We start from the raw sequence: 18,846 nt of genomic DNA, 5'->3' as shown, positions 1-18,846 counted from the left end.
TTTGTTTTAATCTCCCCGTAATATCTTATTGTAGTCTTTTTATACTGAACTGAAAAGACCTTAAAATGATTTACTTGAATAAATTTCCAAATATAATATAACCTCTTCTCCTTAGCCTCCTTATTAACAATAGATCATTTTTTCTACTCAATAAAAAAAGTCTCTATAAATAAGAGACTTTTTTTATGTCAATGATCCTTTTTAATAGCTTTATGCTTTTCTAGATTGTTTAAGTATACCACTTACTACATCTGAATCATGACCTTTTCTATACGCTTTTCTTTTATTTCTTGAATTCTAAAAGTTAAGCCGTCATAAACAATGGGTTCCTTAGGAATTTCTTCCGGAATATAACCCAATGCATCTACAAGTAGACCACTTAAGGTTTCATAATTTTCGCAAGCCATTTCTAAATTTAATTTATCATTTAAATCTTTAATAGCTATCATACCAGATACTAAGTAGGTATTTTCTCCTTTTTGCTGAATAACTGGTTCTTCTTCATCATACTCGTCTTCAATATCACCCATTACTTCTTCAATTAGGTCTTCAATAGAAACAATACCTGAAAAACCGCCGTATTCATCAATTAAAACTGCTAGATGTCTTTTACTTCTCTGCATTTCTTTAAATAACTTATTAATATGCTTTGTTTCTGGAACAAAATAAGGCTCTCTTAAAATGCTCCTTATATCTATATGTTCAAAACCACTCTTTTTAGCTTCTATTATTAAATCTTTCATATACAAGATACCAACAATATGATCAATATCACCTTCATATACAGGAATACGCGAATAACGCTCTTGCAATAATTCGTCTAAATAGCTCTCAAGTGGCATTTCACTATTAATTAAGTAAACTTCTGTTCTTGGTGTCATGACTTCATTCGCTAGCTTAGCTTCTAATTTAAAAATACTATTTATCATTTTATTCTCTGTTTCATTAATAACACCTGTAGCATGTCCTTGTTCTACTAAAGAACTAATTTCTGCTCTAGACAGAGTTTCTCCACCCTCTGATTGCTCCATGCCAACTAATTTAACAAGTAAATGAGTGGAACCTGAAAGTAACTTAATAAAAGGCCTTGCTACTTTAGACATGAATACTATAGGCCTTACAGTAAATCTGGCAACTGCCTCTGCATTTTGTAATGCAATTTTTTTAGGAAACAATTCCCCTAGCACTAAGGTGATATATGACAAAATAATAGTCACACCTATTAATGCTATTTCTTCTCCATATGAGATACCAAGTCCTGTTAAATAGCCTCCTAAACTTTCTGATATACCTGTAGCAGCTGATGCACTACTAAAGAAACCTGCTAAAGTAATTCCCACTTGAATAGTCGATAATACTTTTGTCGGCTCTTCAATTAAATCTAATAATAACTTTGCTTTTTTATCCCCTTTTTCTGCTTGTAAACTAATACGGCTCTTATTTAAGGATACCATGGCCATTTCTGCGGCGGCAAAAAAAGCATTTAATAAAATAAGAATACCAATTAATATAAACTGTGAAGTCATATAAAGGGACTCCGGGTCACTATCCATAACTACCTCCTAAAATTTTAATACATATATATTACAGCATATCCCTACGATAGTGAAGCATTTTTTAATGAAATTTAGACTTTTTAACAAAATCTTTATACTCATTTTTGAAAATGAATAACATATAAAAAGTGTATTAAGCTAATATATAGCTTAATACACTTTCACATAAATGGTTGAGGAACACACCTATGCTAGCTATTTTAAGGTTCCATACCTTCAATCAAAGTTCCCTTATAGTATATAGCAACACCATTATTATAAGAGAAATCATTACTTTGATCATAATTTGACCAGTCAGATTTAGTTACACGAGCTTGTAAAAGGAATTTACCATTGGTTACAAATGGGATACGGCTTGTTGGTTTAATAGAAATATAAAATTCGCCATTACCTAAATCCACAACCTTTTTATCTAAATCAGAGTTTAAAGTAACATACCATGGAGATACATTCATTTGAAGCGCACTATGATCACACCAAATCGTTTGTGACAGTGTTGTTTGCTCTGTGAAGTAATAACGAATCTCAAATTGTGATAAATCCATTTCTTCACCTGTATTGGTTACTTCTAAATTCATATTGACGCTGTTTCCTATGGCCGCAGTTTTGTTCTGTGTGACTTTAACCGTTTGTGTTACTTCCTTAACGGGTAATTTTACTTTAACAGCTACTTTTTCTGAAACTGCAACTTCACCCTTAGCATTAGTAGCTTTGGCTACAACATAATAGTTTTTTAATTCTTCCGATGAACTTACTGTATCCGTAGGAACCCAATTTACATCATTACCTGTTCCTACAAGCTTATCATCAACATAAAATGCTATAGTTGCCGTTTCTTCATTTTTAACTTCTGCACTTAATGGAATACTTGTACCTGATACACTACAATCAAATACTTCTCCACTTTGTGGACTCACTACATTTACAGTCATCTTTTCTACTACAGGTAATTTAACTTGAATGATTACAGGTTCAGATGTCTTAGTCTTACCTGCCGAATCTGTCGCTTTCGCTACTATCGTATAATCAACTAAACCATCTGCATTAGTCGTTGTACCTGATGGTAAGAAACTTACTTCATTACCTTTCCCCATACTTGTACCATCTACAAAAAATTCAACCGTATAAGTATTAGCATTTTCAACAGTAGCAGCTAATGGTATAGGTGAATAACTTGTACTACAATCAAAGACATCACCTGCGCTAGGTGTAGTAACTGATACTTTCATTTCTTTGACATCTGAATTCACAAATAAAGAAGCTGGTAATTCATCTCTTGTTAAAACATAACTATGATCATAGTATTTCTTTAACATATCTAAACTTGTATATTGTTCTGTATAATCATAAGATCCTACCCAAGGCACAACAAATTCTCCTCCCCAAGTACAATTCCATAACCAAGGTATACCATCCGCTACTAAAGTATCAGGATCCATCAGCACACCGTTTTCAGACATTGTAATAATTTTATTCATTTCTGTATAATCATAAGCTTTTAAAAACCCATTGCTTTGTGAATCATAGTCTTTCTTATTGGCATAAATATCTTCGCCAATAATATCCACATATTCATCACCTGGGTACCAATCTTTATCTTGTGCATTCCAAACCCATATTAAATTATTAATGCCATGGTAGTTTGTTAATCTGTCATACATTAATGTCCATAATTCTTTGTAATTATCAGCACCTGCTGCTCCCCACCAGAACCAACCACCTGATGCTTCGTGTAAAGGTCTCCAAAGTATAGGTACATTAGCTTCTTGAAGTTTTTTAAGTTCTACCGCAATTGCATCAATATCTCTTATGAGAGTTATGTACTCTTCTGAATTATGATTAGACATTGCTTTACCTAAATCATAAGTTGTATTCTTAGTATAGAAACCGCCCCACTTCTTATCTTCATCTGTAGAAGCTCCTATAGGAGATTGCCAGTGCCAACAAAAAGTAACTAATCCTCCTTGCTTCCACCACTCAATGGCTTTTTCTGTATCCTGTCCTTTATTACATCCTAAAGCAACTCGTGATGGAGAATAATCGCTAAAATCTAACCCAATAATAGCAGGATATTTTTTAGTTTGATTATAAATCGCATCAATTTCTGTATATTTGGTGGTATAAGCAAATTGACCGGATAAAATATTTTCACCATAAATACTTGTCAGATATGTCATTAATTTTTTAGTAGCTTCTGTGGCATTAGGATTAATGAGTTCATCTGATACATCTGTATTAATATTAATGGCTCCAGCTTCTTCTAACTCAATGTAATCGAAAAGTGTCCATCCCCAAAATCTCGAAATACGTATTTTATTTTCACCTGCATTTAACTTAATGGCGCCCACATTCATAAGCTCAAATGCATTATTAGATGTAAAAAGTCCACTAAAGGATTGTCCACCATTAACAGTAATTGTTTCTTGTTTCTCACCATAAGGTGCACAGTAGTTAACATACAAGTTATAACGACCTGCTTTAGGGACAGTAACAGTAAACTCTATATAGGCATCAGATGTATCCATACCTGCTACATATCCATCTCCAGAATAACCTTTGTAGCTATTATCCCCTAATCCTACATTATGAAGCGTTGCTTCTTCTGCTTCATATTTAATCTTATCGTCTGTAGCTGCATAAAGAGGTACTATTCCATTAATCCCCATCATTATAGCTAATGCCATTGAAAACTTTTTCATTTTCATAACTTTTCTCCTCTCTTTCTTCCTCATACGCTATTTTTCTTGTTTTAATTTAGATAAAGACCCTATCTCATACTTCTTTTCTCATTATAACTGAACTCTTTTGCTCCATCTTGCAAAATGTCCCATATGTCATTTATACTTGTATAATATGTAAAAGTAGACTTATACCAACAAAAAAGAACATTACTATTAACAGTAATGTTCTTTTTTGTTAGTTATTCATTTGTAACTGCTTTTAATTTATCTGTTTGGTCTACTGTTGTTAAAGTAGAAATAATTTCTTCTAAGTCACCATCTAGAACTTGCTCTAATTTATGAAGTGTCAAACCTACACGATGGTCTGTTACACGCCCTTGCGGGAAGTTATAAGTTCTAATACGTTCACTACGGTCTCCTGTGCCCACTAAGCTTTTCTTCTCTGCCGCCATTTCAGCATGTGCTTTAGCTTGCTCTAAGTCGAAAAGTCTTGTACGAAGAATTTTAAGTGCTTTTTCTTTATTCTTAAGCTGAGATTTTTCATCTTGACAGTAAACCATAAGTCCTGTTGGTACGTGAAGTGCACGTACAGCAGAGTCTGTAGTATTAACGCATTGTCCACCATTTCCTGAAGCTCTACATACATCAATACGTACATCATTCATATCCAATTGTACATCTAGTTCTTCTGCTTCTGGCATAACAGCTACAGTTACTGTTGAAGTATGAATACGTCCACCTGACTCAGTTGCAGGGATACGTTGGACACGATGTACACCACTTTCGTATTTTAGTTTAGAATAAGCACCTTGCCCTTTGACCATGAAAATAACTTCTTTAAAACCACCAATTCCATTTTCATTTAAAGACATAAGTTCTGTCTTCCAACGATGGCTTTCTGCATAATAGCAATACATACGATACAGCTCTGCTGCAAATAGCGCTGCTTCATCACCACCAGCACCACCACGGATTTCCATAATGACATTTTTGTCATCATTAGGATCCTTTGGTAAAAGTAAAAGCTTAATTTCATTTTCAAGAGGCTCTACACGTTTTTTGTTTTCTGCAAGCTCCTCTTTAACAAGTTCTCTAAAATCATCATCTAAGTTATCATCTAGCATCATGAGTGCTTCATCAATTGCTTCTAAAGTTGCTTTATATTCTTCATATTTCTCAACGATTTCTTTTAAATCACTATGCTCTTTCATAAGCTTTTGCCATCTCTCTTGATCTGCAATAACTTCTGGTTGACTAATCTGGTCTCCGATGATGTGATATTTATCTACTAATTCTTGTAATTGATCAAACATAGTACACCTCTTTTTTATTGATTGATTACTTTTTATATCCTTAAATTATTTATCTATTAATTCATAAACCATCTTGCTGTAATGACGCGGTCATTACCAGACAAATCTGGTAAGAGTTTAACATCGCTATAACCTTCTTCTTTGAGTATAGTTGTTACCGCTTTACCTTGATTATATCCTATTTCATAAGCAATAACGCCACCCTTTTTTAAATAGCTTTTAGCTGCTTTTGATATGCGTTTATAAAAACTTAAACCATCACCCTCATCTGTTAAAGCCTCACGTGGTTCATGACCTATGACTTCTATCATTAATGTCTCTACCTCTTCCTTTGAGATATAGGGTGGATTAGAGACAATTAAATCTACCTTTTCTTCTTCGGCATAATTCTCTAAGACGTCACTCTTTAAAGTATATATACGCTTTTCTAAATCATGCTTTTGAATATTATGTCTGGCTACCTTTAATGCTTCTTCTGAAATATCAATAGCACACATGGTTAGTTCTTTAATATAATAAGCTAGTGTTATGCTAATACACCCGCTTCCTGTACCTATATCTATTCCTCTCTTAAAAGAAAAAGTCTTATTTTGCTCTAATAATTCTTCTATCAAAGTCTCAGTATCTTGTCTAGGAATAAGTACATGCTCATTGACCTGAAATTCTAATCCCATAAATTCTTGAGTACCAGTAAGTTGTTGAAGTGGAATGCCACTACTACGCTTTTCAATAAGTGATTTATAAATCTGCTGCATTCCCTCATCTAACCTCTTTTGCCTTTCTAGTAACAGCTGTGTTTCATTAAAAGCCAAAACATATTTCATTAAAAGCTTTGCATCTATAGCACTATCTGGCCTACCTTTTTCATCTAGAATTTCCTCGCCCCACTTCATCCATTCAAAAATAGATTGTGGGTTACATAGGCTCATGTTTAAAAACTCCTTCTACAGCTGCAATAGCTACTTCAATTTGTTTATCATCTGGTTCAGCTGTTGTAAACTCTCTTTGAAGCCACATACCTGGCTTACTTAGTAAATTAGCCAATTTATTTTCAGGCTTTAATCTAGCCCATCTAATAAATTCATAAGAAATACCTGCAATAACAGGCAACATGCCAATACGAATAACGGTTCTTATCCATACACTTTCTGTTGTAAAAACACTATACACGAGAATACTCACAATCATTACTACAAAAAGAAAGCTGGTTCCACAGCTTTTATGTAGTCTTGTACAACCTTTTACATTTTCCACATTAAGTTCTTTATCTTGTTCTAAGCAGTTAATGCATTTATGCTCTGCTCCATGATATTCAAAGGTACGTCTAATATCTCTCATTTTGCTAACAAGTTTCATATACCCTAAAAATAATGTAATACGAATGGCACCTTCAATTAAGTTTTGTACCACTAAGCTAATATCAATAAAACGCTTAAGTAATGCACTTAAAAGCATAGGTAATACCATAAATAATCCGATAGATAGTGCAAAAGAAAGCACCATCACAAGTGCCATGATGATCTTCTCACCTTTTTCACCTAATTTATTGGATAACCATATTTCAAACTTACTAGGAGTCTCCTCAACTTCTTCATCACCATAAAGTTCTGCTGAATAGTTCAGGGTTTTTACTCCTAAAATAAGGGATTCTATAAAAACTGCTACCCCTCTTAAAAGAGGCCATTTAAAAATCTTTACACGCTCCATAATGCTTGTTGATTTTTTAGAATCTACAACAATGTCACCGTCGGCTTTTCTTACAGCTACTGCATAATAGCTTTTTCCTTTCATCATAACGCCTTCTAATACAGCTTGACCACCAATATTTACTTTCGCCATCACCTTACCTCCTTATCCTAAAATATCTTTCTATTTATATTGCATTCTCTATTATACATGAATACCTGTGATTTTTAAATAAACAGAGTTCTTATTTCCGATAGTCATTTTCGATTTAAAATTCAGAAATCTTTATTCCTAGACGTAGTAACCTTTACTCTTATCTGAAAAAATAGTGTATGATGGATACTAGTTACTGGATAAAGAAAAAAAGGGTTGAGACCATCCTCTCAACCCTTGATCGTGATATTTACATACCGAATTTTTTGTTGAATTTATCAATTCTACCTTTAGCTGCTGCTGCTCTTTGTTTACCTGTATAGAATGGATGACATTTTGAACATACTTCAACGTTGATAGATTCTTTTGTTGAACGTGTTTCAATAACAGTCCCACAACCGTTGCAAGTAACAGTTACTGCTTCATATTTTGGTTGGATTTCTTTATTCACTAAAATTCACCTCTTTCATGACACTGTTCTATGTTAATTTTAACTCTAGCAATTTTGTGACAACATGGGTATTATATCATGTCCCATATCTGTTTGCAAGTAGCTTACCTATAATTCACCGGAAATTTACGTACTTTTTTTCATGCGTTCTACAAATTCTTTGTTACTTGTATAACGTAGCATAGAATTAATAAGATTCTCCATTACCTCTGATGTATGATTACGACTTAAATCTTTACGAATATTATAAACCACATTCATTTCATCAGATGTTAAAAGTAAATCATCACGGCGTGTTCCTGATTTGTAGATATCAATAGCAGGAAAAATACGTCTTTCTGATAAAGAACGATCTAGTACAAGTTCCATATTACCTGTTCCTTTAAACTCTTCGAAAATGACATCATCCATTTTACTTCCTGTTTCTACTAAAGCTGTACCTAAAATCGTTAAGCTACCACCATTTTCAATCTTTCTAGCTGCTCCAAAGAATTTTTTTGGCATATGAAGCGCTGCAGGATCAAGTCCACCTGAAAGTGTTCTTCCACTTGGTGGAATGGTTAAATTATAAGCTCTTGCCATACGTGTAATACTATCTAATAAAATGACTAAATCTTTTCCTTGCTCCACCATTCTTTTAGCACGTTCTAATACCATTTCCATAACTTGTTTATGATGTTCTGGTGGTTCATCAAAGGTAGACGCAATTACTTCTACATCTTTTCCTTGAATAGAACGCCTAATATCCGTTACCTCTTCCGGCCTTTCATCTATTAGGAGTACAATCAAGGATACATCTGGATGATTGTAGGTAATCGCATTAGCGATTTGCTTAAGCAAAATGGTTTTACCTGCTTTAGGTGGTGCTACTATAAGCCCTCTTTGCCCTTTTCCTATAGGTGCCATTAAATCAATAATACGTGTAGATAGAATATCTGACTCTACTTCTAATTGAAGTCTCTCTTTAGGAAATACAGGTGTAAGTGTTTCAAAGTTAGGGCGATACTTAGCCTTTTCAGGCCTGTCCCCATTCACTTTATGCACATACAATAAAGCCCCTGCTTTCTCGCCTTCTTTAGGCTTTCTCATATCTCCTTCTATCCAATCACCCGTTTTTAAATTAAAACGCCTGATTTGAGAAATTGAAACATAAATATCATTTTCACCGCGCATAAAGTTTTGAGATCTTAAGAAGCCATAGCCATCTGCCATAATCTCCAAAATACCTGCTCCTGTCATACGATCACTTTTTGATAAGTGGGTAACCTCATTGTTATCTTGAGTCAGCATGGGTTCTTCTGTTTCTTCTGTCGGTATTATCTGCTCTTCTATAATCTCTTCGACGATCACTTCTTCTGGCTCAACAAAAGAGGAGTTATTATTATTTAAGCTAGCCACTAACTCACTTTTGCGCATTTTATTTATATTTTTCATGCCTAGCTCCTTAGCCTTTGTTCGAAGCTGAACTAAGGTCATTTCTTCCCAATCACTCATTCGTTAATAACTCCTTTGATTTAACTATTTATCACTTTTCTTCTTAGTGTATCATATCCCTAGGTTTTTTTTCAAGCACACCCTGAAAAAAGTGATTAACAAAAAGCTTGCTCAAGCTATAAGCAAGCTTTTAGATACTTGTTTTCTATTTGCTGCGCTGTAATAGGACGATCCCAGAAGAACCCTTGACCCATCTCACAACCTAAAGTACTCATTACATAAAGTTGTTCTTCACTTTCAATCCCCTCTGCTATGGTATGTAAATTAAAGGTCTTGGCAATCGCAATAATAGCTTCTACAATTGCTCTATCCTCGGCATTTTCTACTATTTCTCTAATAAAAGAAATATCAATTTTTAAATGGTCAAACATAAACTTTTTTAAATATCCAATTGAAGCATATCCTGTGCCAAAATCATCAATAGAAATAGCGAACCCATAGTTCTTAAGTTCTTCAATAATCAATTGAGCAATCCCAATATCCTCCATAACCATCGTCTCTGTAATTTCTAGTACAATATATCGTGGTGGAATACCATAGCTTTCTAAAACCTTTTTAATATTTTTAGCTAAATGAGGATTTTTAAATTGTAGCGCTGATAAATTAACAGATACGGGAACAACATTATAGCCGCGTTCAAGCCATTCCTTTAACTGATGACATACTTTATCTAATACTTTCATCCCTACTTTTTCAATCAAGTTCATCTTCTCTAAAGCACCGATAAAGCTAGCTGGAGAAACGATCTCTCCATTTCTTTTTTTTCTTCTAAGCAGTGCCTCCATACCTACTAAGTTTTCACTAGCTAATTCTACAAAAGGCTGATAATAAACTATAAACTCATCATTTTGTACTGCTAATTGAAGTTCCTTTTCAAAGAAAAAGCTATTTTTCACTTCTTCTTGTATTCCTTTTGTATAAAAGGTATATGTTGTATAACCTAATTCCTTTTTAGCTTTAGCTAAAGCAATTTGTGCTTGTTCAATAACTTGATAACCTAATAGTGAACTATCTGTATAAAGAGATACTCCTGCTCTAAATTCAACGTACATGGAGCTGTTATGAATCTTGATAGGCTCTTCCATAGCTACTTGTAATAGTTGAAGAAATTCCGCCACTTGCTGCTCGCTGCTAATCTCTTGTTGGATAATAGCAAAGCTATTACCACTATATCTAAAGATTTCTTGATGATTATTAAGATGCTCTTTAATACGTTTTCCTACCTCTTTTATAATACGATCACCAATATTCATCCCATATACATTATTAATTTCGCCTACCCCTTTAATGTCAATAATAATAACTGCAAATTGTGTATGATTGCTTTTTGACTTTTTGACTTGTTTCAACGTACTTTCAATAAAAACTTTTTGATTAGGATAATGTGTTAAAGGGTCAAAATAATTTGCCTTATATACCTCTTCCTTTAACTGCTCTGTGTTAGTAATGTCTTTGGATAAACAAACATAATATTCTAGCCCCTTTTCATCCCAGATAGTCGTTAAAGTATTCGCAAGATAGATACGTTTATTTCCTTTCACGAATCGATTGGTGACAAACTCGAAGCGTTCCCCATTATATATAAAGTTTTGTATATGCTGTAAAGTTACATCATCGGATAAATCTATACCTACAAACATACACATATCATCACCTAATACTTTATCCTTATCACTATTGCATGCCAAATAGACCGTTTGATTGGCATAAATAATCTTACCATATTTATCTCCAATAATAACCCAATCTTCAATTTCTCCAATAACTTTCTCTAATATTTCTGCTAAAACAGCTTTATTAACTTCTTGTGTCTGCCCCATACTTCACCTCGCTATACAATCACAACATTAATATTATAATATTTTAAATAATTATAGCATGTTTTATATTAACAGAATAGTTTTTATTATGCTTTAACTAAAAATTTAACGATTAATAAAGGAGGTGTTGTAGTTATATTTACAACCCTCCTTTATTAATCATCAAATCTTTATTTATCATTAAATTTTTTTAATTTATTTTTTACTAAAATAATAATTTCTTGCTTCTCTTTATTAGTCATCAGTTCCATTCCCTCCCACACATGGCTAATGGGATAAATATGAAATTCTCCTTTGTGAATAGCTTCTATAATTTCTTCTCTTAATAGTAAATCCTTAATGTTTTGCTTTGGAATAATGACTCCCTCATTTCCCTTTAGACCTCTTTGTTGACACACTTTAAAAAATCCCTCTATTTTTTCATTAACGCCACCAATAGGCTGTATCTCTCCAAATTGATTAATAGAACCTGTAGTTGCTAAACTTTGCTTAATAGGAAGTTCTGCTAAACTTGATAATACACCATATAACTCCGCACTTGATGCACTATCACCGTCTATCTGTCCATAACTCTGCTCAAAGCAAATATTACAACTTAAAGATAGGGGAATATCTTGAGCAAATTCATACCCCAAAAAACCTGTTATAATATGAATACCTTTGGTATGAATAGCACCACTTAATTCAGCTTGCTTTTCTATATCTACAATACCTTGCTTTCCTCTATAAGTGGTTACTGTAATCTTGATTGGCCTCCCAAAGCTATATTTTAGTACATGATAAACTGCCAAACCATTGACTTGACCTATTCGTTCTCCTTCTGTAGTAATTAAATACGACTCATCTTTAAATTGTTCATCTATTTTTTCTTGTATTTTTAGAGAATAATTATTGTGACTTTTTAGTGCCATTTGTATACACTTATCATCAATAGATTCTTGCGCATATAGGGTTGCCTCTCTTAAGATATCCACTAAACTATCAATGTCACTTGGTAACTTAGTTATAGTTTCCTGCTGTCTATTTCCATATTCTACAAGTTTGAGTATTCCTTCAATCGTTACTTTTGGTAAGTGTTCTTTTCTACACACATAGCTAATGGCGCCTGCTAATTTTTTAATAGTTTCTATATCACTAGATAATTCTGATTCAAAATAAGCATGCACTTTAAACAACTTTTTAAAATCATCATCCGCCTCATATAGCATATGATAAAGTTCTTCGCTTCCTAATAAAACAACCTTAACATTAGCCCAGGTAGCCTCAGGTCTTATAGGATTGGATAATGCAATATTTAACTCTTCATTTCCTTCCACACGTATCTTCTCTGTTTTTAATGCTCTTTTTAAGCTAATCCACATGTTAGGATTCTCAACTAACCTTTGCATATGCAAAACTAAATAACCTCCGTTAGCATAGTGAAGTAGACCTGCTCTTATTTGCGAAAAATCACTATGAACTGTGTTAAGCTCTGTATCAAATAGCAAGCGTCCTGTTAGGTTAAGGTGTGGCCACTCATCATCTACAATTACAGGAGCACCATTTATATTCTCTTGAGAGACAATTAGGTTAAACACATACTTCTTTGTTAATTTATCTATCCCATTCCCCCCCAGCCAAGGAAACATTTCTTTAAGACTATCTTTCTCTTCATCCTCTGTACCACTTATTAATTCCAGATGTCCTAGTAAGTCTTCGGCAATTCCATTAAAATAACTTATAAGCTTTGGAGTATCCCCATACCTCTCTTGTAAATATTTAATTAATCTTCCTATCTCTTGTAATACAATTTCTTGATTAATATCTTTAAAAAGCTGCAGATATTTTTCTTCTTCTTCTTCAATATTCTTATTGATAGATTCAGCCGCTTCATAAAGCTTTTCTAGCTTAGCTTGAATTTGTTCTTTTTCTTCTATCGATAAATTACTATACTCACTTTTTGAAATAGGCTTTCCTTCTTCATCTTTAGGCGTAAAATAGATCCCTTCATTAGTAGTCTTTACCAACATATAATGGCTATCAGCTAGTTCATTCAATGCCATCATTTGCTCACTTTTATACTTTTCAAATGCATCTACTAAAATTTCTCTTTTTTTCTCAGTTTCAGGAGTTTTAAGCTTTTTAGGTAGTTCTTCGATAATAAAAGCTATCATTTCTTGTATATCATCTTTTAATTGCCATGCTACCTCAGCTTTGAGTTCAATTAAACAAGGCTCCTCTGGATTAGAAAAATTATGAACATACCCCATAGCAAGAGGGATACTTTTTTGCTTAGCTACTTTTTGAAGTTCCTCTTTAATTGCTCGTTCTTTTTCCTCACTATCTGCACCACAAATATAAAGATTAAATCCCTTAGCTTCAATCTGAAGTGCTTTTTGAATCATCTGCAGGGCATTTTCCTGACCAATAACTGTCTCACAAGGTTTAACTTCATCTGTTGTAAGAAAAGAAAAATCAGAAGGTTGGTATAAACGTTTTAGTTCATGCCACTTTAGCTCTTTACTGCTGTTCATATAATCCCCCCCTGCTATTACTATATTCATCGGGGCCTATATTATTTCGCACTTATTACATTATTTTATTTTTTTTCTGTAAATTTGACAATTAAGCAAAAATAGAGGGGATATCCCCTCTATTTTCTAAGCTGCTTATTTATTTGCTCTAACTAGTTATCCCAGTAACTTGCTGGTATAAATCCTAAAAGTACTGGTGCGGAAGAACCATTTGGTAACATATACTCAATTGTTTTAGTTTCTCCTGCCTTAATTGTTCCTAACGAAACTGCTTTTGCTGTATTACTATAGATATTACCTACCGTTGGTATATTATAGACACCCATATTCTGCCACTCAATAGCGCCTCTAAACATATCTGCTCTCGGATTAAGGATAATACCTGTATCTTCTTTAGCCGTAATAGTAATATAATAAGACACCCCAAAATTCCCCTTGTTTTGAGCAGGTTCATTAGATAGAGCATCATAACCTTTTACCCATTCTTCTTCTCCTGTCCCAATGAGTAGCTTTTCTGGTATACTTCCGTCTAATACTATCGAATAGTTAATCCCAGTTGTGTCAAAGGTTCCTCTAGGATGTACTTCCTTTAAAAAAAGTTCCATTCCATCCATACTACTAAGAGTACTCCCTGCTGATACTGAAGCAATAGTAAAAGTAACATCTCCTGTTGTGTTAACATCCATTAGCCCAGATATACAACTTCCTTTAATCCATTTTGTACCTGAATCATAAATATATTGCTTTTCGCCTGGAGCTAATGTTATTGTTTCTGTACCACTTCCTGTCAAATAATCATTTAACATCTTTTGACCTAAATATAAAATATCATTTACAGGTCCTCTAATCGTTTTATTACTTAAATTAACTGTAACAGGTACAGCTGTTTTGTTTTCAGCTACTATAACAAGGCGTTTATTACCACCCATAGTACTCATTTCACTAAAATTATTAATATGATGTAATAATATTCTACCTGCCCCTTTTATGCTATCTCTATAAAGAATACCTTCTCTAGATACGACCTCAGGGGAGTCACTCATTAACATGGTACCGGGTACGGTTGTTTTATTTAGTACCTCTATATCTTTATAATCACGATAATTAAATCCTTGGTAATTATCAATAATGTCTCCTACATGTCCCTCTGTAAAACGAAAAGCTAATTCCTTCTTAACTACTTCATCTGTAATATGTACACTTGTTTCTACTAATTCACTTCTATTACCATAAGCATCATCTAATTGGAGACTAATAATGTAAGTTCCTTCTGTAAATAAAGCATCTGGCTTACCTAAAATAGCTTTTGATACAGGTTCACCTTCTTTACGATAAGTCCATTTTTGATTTGTAATAGCTTCCCAATCCTCATTGTTATAAAAGAACTGATAACTAATATCTTCACCTTGTGCATACTCTTTTTTTTCTGTACCTAAATAGGTAATAACTGGGGCTTCATTAGGTAAAATAGTAATTTCTTGATAAGTCCAATCACTCCAAAGCCCATATTGATCTTGCACTTGAAGGCCTATAGTATAAACACCAGCTCTAGGTGTCTTAAACATATTACTTAATTCTTTATTGGTTAGTGTTTTTTCTCCTACTACACTCCATAATTTATCTACTAATTTATGCCCATCGGGATCATAACTAGTACTTGTAGCACTTACAACTTGGCCTGCTACATAGCTAGGCTTTGAAAAGGTAAAGCCTGCTATAGGTTTTGTATTAGGCCCTTTGTCTGGTCCAGTTAATGTAATCATCTTAGTGGCTTTATCATAGGTAATACTTATATTAAAATGATCGCTCATAAATCTAAGTGGCAATAAAGTTGAACCATTTTTTACGATAGGTGGTGCATCTAGATTAACAGCTACCCCATCTACCAGAGCAGTAGTTTGACCAATCGTCACCACAATTTCTTTGCCTTCTTTGGTTACTGTAATGGTTCCCTTTTCCGGCTCCCATTTAAGCTCTGCTTGTAGTACTTGATCTACAATAAATCTAAGCGGCAAATAAGTCCTTCCTTCTATAGCAATAGGTGCGGTGTTTAAAGTATATGGATTGTCATTTACAGTAGCAGTATTCTTATCTAAAGTAAGTACAATCTGATCACCTTTAATGTAACTTGGTTGTTCTGGTTCTTCACTTGGTAAGCTAGGTTCTTCAGTAGGCTGTGGACTAGCTTCTTGTTCTGGTGTTATTTCCTGTTCTGTTAATACTTCTAACTGATTTTCTTCATTAGTATTTTCAGTTGCAGTAATCGTTTGTGGAACTGTTATAGTCGTTTCTGCTCCCCATACTACATTGTTACTTAACAATAAGCTTACTGCAACTATTAAACAATTTAACTTTCTTTTCATAGCAAACTCCTTTATTTTCTAGTTTTTATCTTGTAACCTTCTTGTTTTCTTTCGCATATTATTTTGGACTTTATTCATTATAGCATAAATCATTAACTTTTTAATTTTTATGCTTGTCTGTTGTGAAACTGTAATCTATCTGTAATACAATAAAGACAAATAAAAAGGGAAGTATCATTCCTTGATATTTAATGTAAGAAATGATATTTCCCTTTAAAATTTATATTGCATAATAATGGCATCTTCAATAGGTTGCTGATAATAATTTTTTCTTATAGCGATTTGATGAAATCCAAACTTTTCATATAATCCTTTAGCAGCCACATTACTGACCCTTGCTTCTAGGTGTACTATTGTCAGCCTTTTTTGCTTAGCTATTTGCAATAATGCTTCTAAAATAGCTTCCCCTATACCTTGCCTTCGATAATCACCATCTACTGCAATATTAGTTATTTCGCCTTCATCCATAACACACCATAGACCACCATAACCTATAATCTGCCCATCTATTTCTGCTATCTGATATTCAGCTAAAGGATTACTTAATTCTTTTGTCAGCGCTTCGAATGACCAAGGTATACTAAAACACGCCTTTGATAAATCGTAAATAGCTTTAACATCCTCTATAGTCATCTTTCTAACATTTACGTTTTTCACGTTCTTCTTTCTCTCTTTCAGCTTGAGATTTACGTAAGTACATAGGAACAAATTCTGAAGCATCTACTACTTCACCCTTTTTAAAATACGTCCCAGCTACTTCTGCTAGAGTACTTGCATGTTGTAGATTTAAAAATGCAGGTGCAAAAAGTGCTCTTTCACCTAGAACTTCTTTGATTTTCTGAGCATAAGTATCAACACCATCACCCAAGAAAATGATTTTGTCCATTTTTTGCTTTAGTTCTTCTAAATGTTCATCCATATCACAAGCCTTATACTCAGTAAGTTTTATAAGTTCCTCTGCTTCCCACTTATACAAGGCTGTATAAACTTGATTTCGTCTAGCATCCATAATAGGACAGATAAGATGCTGGGTATGTGTCATATTATGTGCTATAACATCTAGGGTTGGTATTCCTATAATAGGTAAATCTAAAGCCAACGCTAGTGCTTTTGCAGTTGTCACGCCTATTCTCAATCCGGTAAATGATCCTGGGCCACTTGTTACAGCAACAGCATCTAAAGTCTCTAAATCTATCTCAAGTAATGTTCTCATATGCTCTAGCATAGGCATGATCGTTTGTGAATGAGTCAATTTATCACAAATATAGTACTCCCCTACTAAACGATCTTCTTTAATATAAGCAACACTTCCTGCAATGCCTGATGCATCTATTGCTAACAAATTCATACGCCACCTACCTTATTGTTATTTTTCTATAATCAAAACCTTTTTCTAAGTCTTTCTCTATATCAATCCAAATAGCTTCTTTAGGAATGACATCAGATACATTATTAGCCCATTCCACTAAACATACTCCTTGTCCATAGAAGTAATCCTCATATCCTATCATTTCAAGTTCATCTGGATCTTCTATACGGTACATATCAAAATGATAGAGTGGTTTTTCTCCATCATAAACTTGTACAATAGTAAAAGTAGGGCTTGTAATGGGTTCTGTAATACCTAATCCTTCTGCGAAGCCTTTTGAAAAAACAGTTTTACCTACACCCAAATCTCCTATTAAACAATAAATTGCTCCCTTTTTACTTGCTACTGCTAATTCATAACCAATATCAAAGGTTTGTTTTTCACTATTACTTTCATAAACTGTCATGATTTTTTTCCTCTCTCAACGTGTCACACTTCATCATTTTAATACGGCTTACTTAAACTTTCAACACCTAGCAAGAAATATTAACTAATAAATGATAAGAGAAATATAAAAAGAAGCCACATCAGAAGATTAAATCTCTTCATGTAGCTTCTTTTTGTGTCTGTATTCTTTAACTCAATGACTATCCGCGTATATGGTAACCGAAATGCTTAATAACAGGTTGTAAGCCTTTTACAATAATAATACTTACAACAGATACAACACTACCTTTTAGTAAGTTAAAAGGAATGAAAGAATAAAGAATAAGAGTTCCTTTATCTACTATACCTGAATAAATAGCATTTCCCATACCAATAATAGCATCCATTGGCATAAATAACTTTGCATACATAGGAATTGTAATAAAATAATTCACTATAGCACCTGCTAGAGTCAAGCCAATGATTCCTATACAAATACCTATAGTAATGGTCTTGAAATCCCTTTTTTTCATAACCATCAATGAAAGAGGTAAAATGTAGCCTAAAGACACAACCATATTAGCTAATTCTCCTGCATAAGCCGTATTAGTTTGGAAAAGGACTACTTTCAAAATATTTTTTAAGATAACAATAACGAAACCTGCTAATGGATGAATCGTTAATACCCCAATAATGGCTGGCACTTCACTAAAATCTAGTTCTAAAAAACTAGGGAAAATCATAGGGAGCTTAAGTGCACCAAATTGCATTAACAGCACTGCTATAACTGATAATAGTGCCATCCTCATCATATTTTGTGTGGTAAATAGTTTCTTTTCATTTTGCATATTGATATGCCTCCTAATACTATGTAGTTTTAGCAATAAAAAAGCAACCCATTCTTCTTTTGGGTTGCTATAATTCTTACCATTAAAATACACTTTAATAGGTAGATCTTATAACTCTTCTACCATCCAGACTTTACTGTCGGTCTTGGAATTTCACCAAGTCAGTGCACCATAAGATGCAGTCGCGGACTATCACCGCCGGTAGGGAATTTCACCCTGCCCCGAAGAATTGT

At 33.6% G+C, this 18,846-nt stretch carries 14 protein-coding genes and 1 riboswitch; all 14 genes read right to left on the bottom strand.

Features of this window, described 5'->3' with window-relative positions; genetic code table 11:
* Positions 1–245: 245 nt before the first annotated feature.
* Complete coding sequence (locus EKH84_RS10685) at positions 246–1,553, bottom strand: hemolysin family protein (protein ID WP_127066282.1); 1,308 nt, start codon at positions 1,551–1,553, stop codon at positions 246–248.
* Between the two features lie 203 nt (positions 1,554–1,756).
* On the bottom strand, positions 1,757–4,261 hold the full coding sequence (locus EKH84_RS10680) for a glycosyl hydrolase (RefSeq protein WP_190283296.1): 2,505 nt from the start codon (positions 4,259–4,261) through the stop codon (positions 1,757–1,759).
* A 215-nt stretch (positions 4,262–4,476) separates the two neighbouring features.
* The gene (prfA, locus tag EKH84_RS10675; RefSeq protein WP_013656652.1) at positions 4,477–5,550 is read right to left on the bottom strand and encodes a peptide chain release factor 1; all 1,074 of its coding nucleotides are present in this window, start codon (positions 5,548–5,550) and stop codon (positions 4,477–4,479) included.
* Between the two features lie 56 nt (positions 5,551–5,606).
* Complete coding sequence (gene prmC, locus EKH84_RS10670; protein WP_127066280.1) at positions 5,607–6,479, bottom strand: peptide chain release factor N(5)-glutamine methyltransferase; 873 nt, start codon at positions 6,477–6,479, stop codon at positions 5,607–5,609.
* Positions 6,466–7,389, bottom strand: a complete 924-nt coding sequence (locus EKH84_RS10665; RefSeq protein WP_127066279.1) for a DUF1385 domain-containing protein — start codon at positions 7,387–7,389, stop codon at positions 6,466–6,468. The genes prmC and EKH84_RS10665 overlap by 14 nt, the downstream gene beginning before the upstream one ends.
* Positions 7,390–7,639: 250 nt before the next feature.
* The gene (gene rpmE / locus EKH84_RS10660; protein ID WP_013656649.1) at positions 7,640–7,840 is read right to left on the bottom strand and encodes a 50S ribosomal protein L31; all 201 of its coding nucleotides are present in this window, start codon (positions 7,838–7,840) and stop codon (positions 7,640–7,642) included.
* A gap of 126 nt (positions 7,841–7,966) precedes the next feature.
* A complete protein-coding gene (rho, locus tag EKH84_RS10655; RefSeq protein WP_127066278.1) occupies positions 7,967–9,334 on the bottom strand; it encodes a transcription termination factor Rho in 1,368 nt (455 codons plus the stop codon).
* Between the two features lie 116 nt (positions 9,335–9,450).
* Entirely contained in the window at positions 9,451–11,154 is a 1,704-nt protein-coding gene (locus EKH84_RS10650; protein ID WP_127066277.1) for a GGDEF domain-containing phosphodiesterase, read from the bottom strand.
* Positions 11,155–11,324: 170 nt separating this feature from the next.
* Positions 11,325–13,667: an ATP-binding protein gene (locus EKH84_RS10645; protein ID WP_190283575.1), complete on the bottom strand. Its 2,343-nt coding sequence runs from the start codon at positions 13,665–13,667 to the stop codon at positions 11,325–11,327.
* A gap of 152 nt (positions 13,668–13,819) precedes the next feature.
* A complete protein-coding gene (locus tag EKH84_RS10640) occupies positions 13,820–16,030 on the bottom strand; it encodes a copper amine oxidase N-terminal domain-containing protein (protein WP_127066275.1) in 2,211 nt (736 codons plus the stop codon).
* A 213-nt stretch (positions 16,031–16,243) separates the two neighbouring features.
* Complete coding sequence (gene rimI, locus EKH84_RS10635; protein WP_207669765.1) at positions 16,244–16,687, bottom strand: ribosomal protein S18-alanine N-acetyltransferase; 444 nt, start codon at positions 16,685–16,687, stop codon at positions 16,244–16,246.
* A complete protein-coding gene (gene tsaB / locus EKH84_RS10630) occupies positions 16,668–17,378 on the bottom strand; it encodes a tRNA (adenosine(37)-N6)-threonylcarbamoyltransferase complex dimerization subunit type 1 TsaB (protein ID WP_127066274.1) in 711 nt (236 codons plus the stop codon). The genes rimI and tsaB overlap by 20 nt, the downstream gene beginning before the upstream one ends.
* A 7-nt stretch (positions 17,379–17,385) precedes the next feature.
* Positions 17,386–17,805, bottom strand: coding sequence for a tRNA (adenosine(37)-N6)-threonylcarbamoyltransferase complex ATPase subunit type 1 TsaE (gene tsaE, locus EKH84_RS10625; protein ID WP_127066273.1), 420 nt, complete (start codon positions 17,803–17,805; stop codon positions 17,386–17,388).
* 181 nt (positions 17,806–17,986) lie between these two features.
* Entirely contained in the window at positions 17,987–18,613 is a 627-nt protein-coding gene (locus EKH84_RS10620) for an ECF transporter S component (protein ID WP_127066272.1), read from the bottom strand.
* Positions 18,614–18,723: 110 nt separating this feature from the next.
* Positions 18,724–18,846: riboswitch (FMN riboswitch) on the bottom strand.

It is taken from the genome of Cellulosilyticum sp. WCF-2 (assembly GCF_003990395.1).
GTDB classification, from domain to species: Bacteria; Bacillota; Clostridia; order Lachnospirales; family Cellulosilyticaceae; genus Cellulosilyticum; species Cellulosilyticum lentocellum.
This window is presented reverse-complemented; position numbering and strand designations above follow the sequence as displayed.

Bases quoted from the DNA above. Each gene is read 5' to 3' on its own strand.
- EKH84_RS10685 (WP_127066282.1), bottom strand. From the start codon at position 1,553: ATGGATAGTGACCCGGAGTCCCTTTATATGACTTCACAGTTTATATTA.
- EKH84_RS10680 (WP_190283296.1), bottom strand. From the start codon at position 4,261: ATGAAAATGAAAAAGTTTTCAATGGCATTAGCTATAATGATGGGGATT.
- prfA (WP_013656652.1), bottom strand. From the start codon at position 5,550: ATGTTTGATCAATTACAAGAATTAGTAGATAAATATCACATCATCGGA.
- prmC (WP_127066280.1), bottom strand. From the start codon at position 6,479: ATGAGCCTATGTAACCCACAATCTATTTTTGAATGGATGAAGTGGGGC.
- EKH84_RS10665 (WP_127066279.1), bottom strand. From the start codon at position 7,389: ATGGCGAAAGTAAATATTGGTGGTCAAGCTGTATTAGAAGGCGTTATG.
- rho (WP_127066278.1), bottom strand. From the start codon at position 9,334: ATGAGTGATTGGGAAGAAATGACCTTAGTTCAGCTTCGAACAAAGGCT.
- EKH84_RS10650 (WP_127066277.1), bottom strand. From the start codon at position 11,154: ATGGGGCAGACACAAGAAGTTAATAAAGCTGTTTTAGCAGAAATATTA.
- EKH84_RS10645 (WP_190283575.1), bottom strand. From the start codon at position 13,667: ATGAACAGCAGTAAAGAGCTAAAGTGGCATGAACTAAAACGTTTATAC.
- EKH84_RS10640 (WP_127066275.1), bottom strand. From the start codon at position 16,030: ATGAAAAGAAAGTTAAATTGTTTAATAGTTGCAGTAAGCTTATTGTTA.
- tsaB (WP_127066274.1), bottom strand. From the start codon at position 17,378: ATGAATTTGTTAGCAATAGATGCATCAGGCATTGCAGGAAGTGTTGCT.
- tsaE (WP_127066273.1), bottom strand. From the start codon at position 17,805: ATGACAGTTTATGAAAGTAATAGTGAAAAACAAACCTTTGATATTGGT.
- EKH84_RS10620 (WP_127066272.1), bottom strand. From the start codon at position 18,613: ATGCAAAATGAAAAGAAACTATTTACCACACAAAATATGATGAGGATG.